This window comes from Methylobacterium sp. (assembly GCF_019750675.1).
In the GTDB taxonomy this organism is placed as follows: Bacteria; Pseudomonadota; Alphaproteobacteria; order Rhizobiales; family Beijerinckiaceae; genus Methylobacterium.
The window spans coordinates 1-6,461 of sequence record NZ_JAIEOF010000049.1 but is presented as its reverse complement, the minus strand read 5'-3'; the positions used below and the strand labels follow the sequence as shown (position 1 = coordinate 6,461).

Here is a 6,461-nt window from a genome sequence, read left to right as displayed (position 1 = left end):
GCGCCCCTCCGGCACCGCCACGTTGTGGCCCGCCTCCGAGAGGACGTGGTGGCGCGCCGCTCCGGTCTCGATCAGGCTCGAGCCGCCCGCCTCCACGATCCAGCGCACGCCGTCGCAGGCATAGACGAAGGAGCCGCCATCGCGATGGCCGGCGCCCTGGCTCGCGAAGGTGCAGGCGAAATGTCCCCAGCCGCGCCCCGGCGCGTCGTGCCGCAGGGCGATCATGCCGGATGCCGGGTCGACCCGCCCGCTGGGGGGATCCGCCGGCGCGTCGTGCCGGTCCGGATGCGCGTGCCGGAGCCGGGCCCGGTCCGACCGCCGCTCGATCACCAGGGCCCGGCCGGCGCCCGTGCCGAGGCGGCCGATCCACCCGGCCGCATCCTGGCCCTGGGGCGTATCGCCGAAGGGCGGCAGGCGGCCGCCGGGGTCCAGCATGCCCGCGACGGCCGGGAGCGCCGCTGCCAGGATCCGCGCGAGGCTGGATCGCAGACGATCCCGGGTGTCGTCCCCGGTGAGGCCGACGTCGAGGGCGCGCAGCAGCGTCAGGAGTTCGAGGCGCTGGTGCAGGGACGGGTCCGAGAACCGCCCGGCGTCGTCGACGAGGGCCGCGATGCCGGCCTCCAGGGCGCCCGTCGCCAGGCACGACCAGTGCGGCGAGAGCGGCACCAGCGGCAGGGCGCGGGCCACGCTCATCAGGCTGGCCGCCGCCTGGACCTGGTGGATCGAGCGCCCGAAGGTGTTCTGCCCGACGATCTCCGCGAGGGCGAAGCCGTGGCGGACCGCCTCTCCGGTGAGCGCGAGGGAAGCCGGTCCGCCGGGCCTGCCCGCCCGGACCAGCAGCCGCACGAGGGTCTCGGCGCGCGCGGCGAGTGCCGCCGGATGCAGGGCGAGGCCGTCCGCCGGGGCGCCCCAGGGATTCCCCCGCGACCAGGACAGGGCGAGGCTCACGGCGGCGGGGGCCCCGCCCGGTGCCTCCGCCAGGGCGCCGAGCCAGGCCAGCGACTGGTATTCGAGGCGCCAGGGCACCGAGCGGAACGGGTCCTCGGTCCAGTCCGGGGCGTCCGGCAGGGTCCAGGGCGGGGCCGGGCCGAGGCGCAGGGTCCGGTCGATGCCCGCCGCCGGGGGGCCGTCCCCCCGCTGGATGGCCCGGGCCCGCGCCAGGATCGCCGGGATCGCCGCGACGGCCTCCGGCTGCGGGCACCAGCCGGCGAAGGCGCCGCCGGCCAGCCCGAGGCGCTCGGCGAGGCGGGCGAGGAAGTCTGCGGCCTCGAGGAGGTCGTCCCCGCACAGGCTCTGGAGCCGCATCCGGTCCGCGAGGGCGATCTCGGGTGGGCTCAGGAGTTCCGCCGCACCGTCCGCCGTCCACGTCGCGAAGCCGACCGCCACCCGCGCCGCGTCCTGCGGCGGCTCGAGTTCGAGGGTGAAGCGCCGCGTCTGCTGCTGGGCGGGCAGGTCGACGAGCGCGTCCAGCCCCGGCACCGAGATCGCGCCCGGATAGGGGGGCGGCAGGACCGCGCCCCGCTGGTCCCGATAGACGATGCGTGCGAGCGCTCCGCGAGTCCCGGGCGCCGCGACGTGGAGCTGTCCGCGCAGGACGAGCCCGCAGCCGGGCACCAGGGCATGCTCGCTCCAGGCCGGCTCGGGTCCGAGTCGGTGGCGGGTGCGCGGGAGCAGGGCGGGGGAGGGCGTCTCCGCCGGCCCCTGCCGCAGGGTCGCCTCGGAGACCGCGAAGGTCTCGCTGTTGCGCCAGGAGCGGATCGTCACGGTGAGCCGGCAGGCGGGCGCCGGCACGCGGAATGCGACGCGGACGAGCCCGATGCGGACGCCCTGCGCTTCGGTCGGCAGGTAGCCGGGGCCGGCGATCCAGGCGCCGTGCGGGTCGAGGAGCGTCCGGTCGAGGCCCGGCACGTGGTCGAAGTCGAGGCTCGACCCGTCCTCGGTCAGGAAATCGATGCCCGCCAGGGCGAAATCGAGGGCGGCCCCGGCCGTCTCCGCCGCGTCCCAGGCGAGCCGGAAGGTCAGGGTGCACCATGCCTCGGGCAAGAGGCCGGCGAAGGGCAGCACCACCCGCGACCAGCGGTTCTTGGCCGGAACGAGGTGTTCGCTCGCGCCGGGGCCGACGCCGGCGCCGGCGGCATGGCGGGCGGGCCCGGGTGCCAGGATTCGTAACCCCGGAAGGGTCGCCTGCACCGCGCTCAAGGGCCGGTTCGGATGTGGAACGGGGAGGCGGACATCGTGCGCTGGGCGGCCGTGGTCTTGATCTGCGACGTTTCTTAAGACGATCCGACCGTTCGACGCGGGTCCGGTGCCGGCGTGGTACTGACGGGGTTCGACGGGCGCCGTCAAGCCGCGCCAGCCTGGGGCAAGATTGGCTGCCTAGGGATCGGTCATGATTGATCGGGACCGGAGCCGGCCGTGACAGGCGTCTACCTCTTCGACCTGGCCTCGCAGCAGGCCCGCTACCTCGCGGTGCGCCAGGCGACCATCGCCAGCAACGTCGCGAACGCCAACACGCCCGACTACAAGGCGCGCGACGTGGTGCCGTTCTCCGAGGTGATGGCCCGCACGACCGCCATGGGCATGTCCATGACGGAGAGCGCCCATGTCACGTCCGGCGAGGGGCGCATCCCGACGAAGCCGATCACGGCCTTGCAGGCCTGGGACGCGCTGTCCACGTCGAGTTCCGTCAGCCTGGAGCAGGAGATGCTCAAGGCGGGCGAGGTCAGCCGTCAGCACAATCTCAACATGGGCATCACGAAGGTCTTCGACCGGATGCTCAAGGCCGCCGTGAGGGGCAGCTGATGATCGATCCGCTCAGCGCCTCGACGCGGCTCGCCAGCGCCGGCCTGGAGGCGCAGTCCCTGCGCCTGCGCATCGCCGCCGAGAACGTCGCCAACGCCCAGTCGGTGGGCGACGGGCCGGGCGCCGACCCCTACGCCCGCAAGACCGTGACGTTCCGGGCCGCGATGGACCGCGCCGCCGGCGGCACCTCCGTGGCGCTCCAGAAGATCGGCACCGACGATGCGCCGTTCCGGATCGAGCGCGACCCGGGCAACCCGGCGGCCGACGCGGAGGGCAACGTGAAGATGCCCAACGTCAACGTGCTCATGGAGATGGCCGACATCCGCGAGGCCAACCGGTCCTTCGAAGCCAACGTGCAGGTGATCAAGCAGGCTCGCGCCATGGTCGCCAGCGTCATCGACCTCCTGCGAACCTGAGCCCGTCCGATGATCGAAGCCCTCACCTCGCTCGCCGCCTTCGACCGGGCCGCCGGCATCACCCGCACCGAGGCCGCCGCACCCCTGGCGCGGGCGAGCTTCCCCGTGATGCCGGCAGCGAGCACCAGCGGCACCGATTTCGGCGACGTCATGGCCCAGCTCGCCACCGGCCTGCGCACCTCCCTGCGCACCGGCGAGGCCACCGCCATCTCGGGGATTCAGGGCAAGGCCACCACGCAGCAGGTGGTCGAGGCCGTGATGGATGCCGAGCAGAGCCTGCAGACCGCCATCGCGGTCCGGGACAAGGTGGTCGCCGCCTATCTCGAACTCAGCCGCATGCCGATCTGACCATCTGCCGATCTGACCATCCGCCGATCTGATGATCCAACGTCCTCGCCGCATCGCCACGACGGAACCGTGAAGACATGAGAGCGCTCGCCATCGCGGCCACGGGCATGAACGCCCAGCAGATGAACCTCGAGGTCATCGCCAACAACATCGCCAACCTGAACACCACCGGGTTCAAGGGCGCGCGGGCCGAGTTCACCGACCTGCTCTACCAGGCCGAACGCCAGCAGGGCGTGCCGAACCAGGCCGGCCAGGAGCCGGTGCCGGAGGGCGCGATGCTCGGCCTCGGCGTACGCACCGCCGCCATCCGCAACCTGCACCGCCAGGGGCCGCTGGCCAATACCTCGAACCAGCTCGACGTGGCGGTGAACGGCCGGGGCTACTTCCAGATCACCAACCCGAACGGCGAGGTCAACTACACCCGCGCCGGCTCGTTCAACCGCAACAACACCGGCCAGATCGTGACCCTGGAGGGCTACGCCCTCGACCCGGCGATCCTCATTCCCAACGGCGCCGTCGACGTGGTGATCAACCAGTCGGGTCAGGTCTTCGCCAAGATCGACGGTCAGGTCCAGGCGCAGAACCTCGGCCAGATCACGCTCGCCAACTTCGCCAACGATTCCGGCCTGGAGCCCCTGGGCAACGGCCTCTACCGCGAGACCGCCGCGTCGGGCGCGCCCGTCACCGGCGTGCCCGGCGACCCGAGCTTCGGCAAGCTGCAGCAGGGTTACCTGGAAAGCTCGAACGTCGATCCCGTCAAGGAGATCACCAACATGATCACGGCCCAGCGCGCCTTCGAGATGAACTCGAAGGTGATCCAGGCCGCCGACGAGATGGCGGGCACGGTCTCCAAGGGGATCCGGTAAGCCCGCCCCCTGAGCAGGTTTCGCAAAAGTGGCCGCCGGTTTTGCGACAAAGACCTGCGACACAAATAGAATCTGAGCGGACGAAGCGTTGATCGCCCAACGCAAGTCCGCTGAGACGCCTGTCCCAGACCGATCCGAATCCCACATCCGCGCGGTGGCGACGGGAGGCACGACGCCTCCCGCCGGAGCCGGCGGTCGCCCGTCCGGGCTTCCTTCAAGGGCGCGACCACACCCCATGGGTCTTCCCACATTCACCCGCCTGCCCGTCGCGGTCCTGGCCGTCGGCCTCGCGCTCGCCGCCGCTCCGGCGACGGCCGGCGACATCTCTCTGCCCGTGCCGACGGTGACGATCTATCCGGGCGACACGATCAAGGACTCCATGCTGCGGATGCAGGCCTATCCGGAGACCTTCAAGGCGCGCACCGCCGTCATCGACGCGCCGCTCGCCATCGCGGGCCGGGTCGCGCGCCGGATGCTGCTGCCGGGCGAGCCCGTGCCGGTCAACGCCGTCGACGACCCGCGCCTCGTCAGCCGGGGCACCCCGACGCAGATCGTGTTCGAGGAGCAGGGCCTGCTCATCACCGCCGTCGGCGCCCCCCTCCAGAACGGCGGCCTCGGCGACGTGATCCGCGTGCGCAACACGGACACCAACCGCATCGTGCTCGGCACCGTCATGGCGGACGGCCGAATCCGGACCGGGGACCGCTGATGCGCCGCATCCTGGCGATCCTCGCGGCGCTCCTCCTCGCGCTCCCGACGCCCGCGCTGGCCGGCACGCGGATCAAGGACATCGCCACCCTGAAGGGCGTGCGCGACAACCAGCTCGTGGGCTACGGCCTCGTCACCGGCCTCCAGGGCTCCGGCGACACCCTGCGCAATGCGCAGTTCACCGAGCAGTCCCTGCAATCGATGCTCGACCGCATGGGCATCAACGTGCGCGACGCCCGCCTGCGCACCCGCAACGTCGCCGCCGTGATGGTGACCGCCGACCTGCCGCCCTATACCGGGACCGGCACGCGCATCGACGTCACCGTCACCTCGCTGGGCGACGCCACCTCGCTGAAGGGCGGCACCCTGCTGATGACGCCCCTGATGGGCGGCGACGGCTTGACCTACGCCGCCGCGCAGGGGCCGCTGGCGGTCTCGGGCTTCGTCGTCTCCGGCCAGGCCGAGAGCATCACCCAGGGCGTGCCCACCGCCGGGCGCATTCCCAACGGCGCCCTGATCGAGCGCGAGGTCCCGGGCACCTTCCGCGACCTGCCCGAACTCGTCTTCGAGCTGAAGAACCCGGACTTCAAGACCGCCACCATGGTGGCGGATGCCATCAACGCCTATGCGCTGGCCCGCTTCGGCCGCCGCGTGGCCGCCCCGCGCGACCAGCGCGCCATCGCGCTGATGCGGCCGAGCAACATCGCCCAGACCCGGTTCGTGGCCGAGATCGGCGACCTCACCGTCAATCCCGACACGCCGGCCCGCGTGGTCGTCGACCAGCGCACCGGCACGGTCGTGATCGGCCGCAACGTCCAGATCTCCACGGTGGCGGTCACCCACGGCAACCTCACCGTGCGGGTCACGGAGGCCCCCGAGGTGTCGCAGCCCGCCCCGTTCTCCAACGGTCAGACCGCGGTGGTGCCGCGCACCGAGGTGGCGATCAACGAGCAGTCGGGCCGCATGGCGATCATCGGCGGCTCCGATCTCCAGACCCTGGTGCGCGGCCTCAACAATGTCGGGCTCAAGCCCAGCGACATCATCGCGATCCTGCAGGCGGTGAAGACCTCGGGCGCGCTTCAGGCGGAGCTCGTGGTGCAATGAGGCAGGCGAACGATTTGGTTCGGCACTTCGATCCGGCCCGGTTGATCGTCGGGCTTCCGGCGCCGGCGCAACCCATGCGCGCCCTCGCCCTGATGGCGCTGCGGGTCCTCCTGTTCCTCGCGGTGCTGGCGGGCGCCTCGCTCGGCTTCGGCCCGGCGCGCGCCTTCGAGGGGGAGGGGCTTTCGGATACGGGCAAGCCGAGCATCCCGGGCAAGCC

Annotated in this window: 7 protein-coding genes; 6 read left to right on the top strand and 1 reads right to left on the bottom strand. The window is 72.2% G+C overall.

What is annotated here, in order from left to right; all coding sequences use genetic code 11:
* The coding region (locus tag K2X24_RS02390; RefSeq protein WP_292494278.1) for a heparinase at positions 1–2,199 on the bottom strand (2,199 nt) is incomplete at its 3' end.
* A 216-nt stretch (positions 2,200–2,415) separates the two neighbouring features.
* Here K2X24_RS02390 and flgB point away from each other — a divergent pair.
* From flgB to flgI, 6 genes are all read left to right on the top strand, one after another.
* On the top strand, positions 2,416–2,802 hold the full coding sequence (gene flgB / locus K2X24_RS02385; protein WP_292494276.1) for a flagellar basal body rod protein FlgB: 387 nt from the start codon (positions 2,416–2,418) through the stop codon (positions 2,800–2,802).
* Positions 2,802–3,218, top strand: a complete 417-nt coding sequence (gene flgC, locus K2X24_RS02380) for a flagellar basal body rod protein FlgC (RefSeq protein ID WP_238279929.1) — start codon at positions 2,802–2,804, stop codon at positions 3,216–3,218. The genes flgB and flgC overlap by 1 nt, the downstream gene beginning before the upstream one ends.
* A gap of 9 nt (positions 3,219–3,227) precedes the next feature.
* Positions 3,228–3,566 (top strand): flagellar hook-basal body complex protein FliE, encoded by a 339-nt coding sequence (locus K2X24_RS02375; RefSeq protein WP_292494274.1) that lies wholly within the window; start codon positions 3,228–3,230, stop codon positions 3,564–3,566.
* 77 nt (positions 3,567–3,643) lie between these two features.
* Positions 3,644–4,432, top strand: coding sequence for a flagellar basal-body rod protein FlgG (gene flgG / locus K2X24_RS02370; protein WP_292494272.1), 789 nt, complete (start codon positions 3,644–3,646; stop codon positions 4,430–4,432).
* Between the two features lie 235 nt (positions 4,433–4,667).
* Entirely contained in the window at positions 4,668–5,141 is a 474-nt protein-coding gene (flgA, locus tag K2X24_RS02365; RefSeq protein WP_292494270.1) for a flagellar basal body P-ring formation chaperone FlgA, read from the top strand.
* Positions 5,141–6,244 (top strand): flagellar basal body P-ring protein FlgI, encoded by a 1,104-nt coding sequence (gene flgI / locus K2X24_RS02360; RefSeq protein WP_238279933.1) that lies wholly within the window; start codon positions 5,141–5,143, stop codon positions 6,242–6,244. The genes flgA and flgI overlap by 1 nt, the downstream gene beginning before the upstream one ends.
* Positions 6,245–6,461 lie beyond the last annotated feature (217 nt).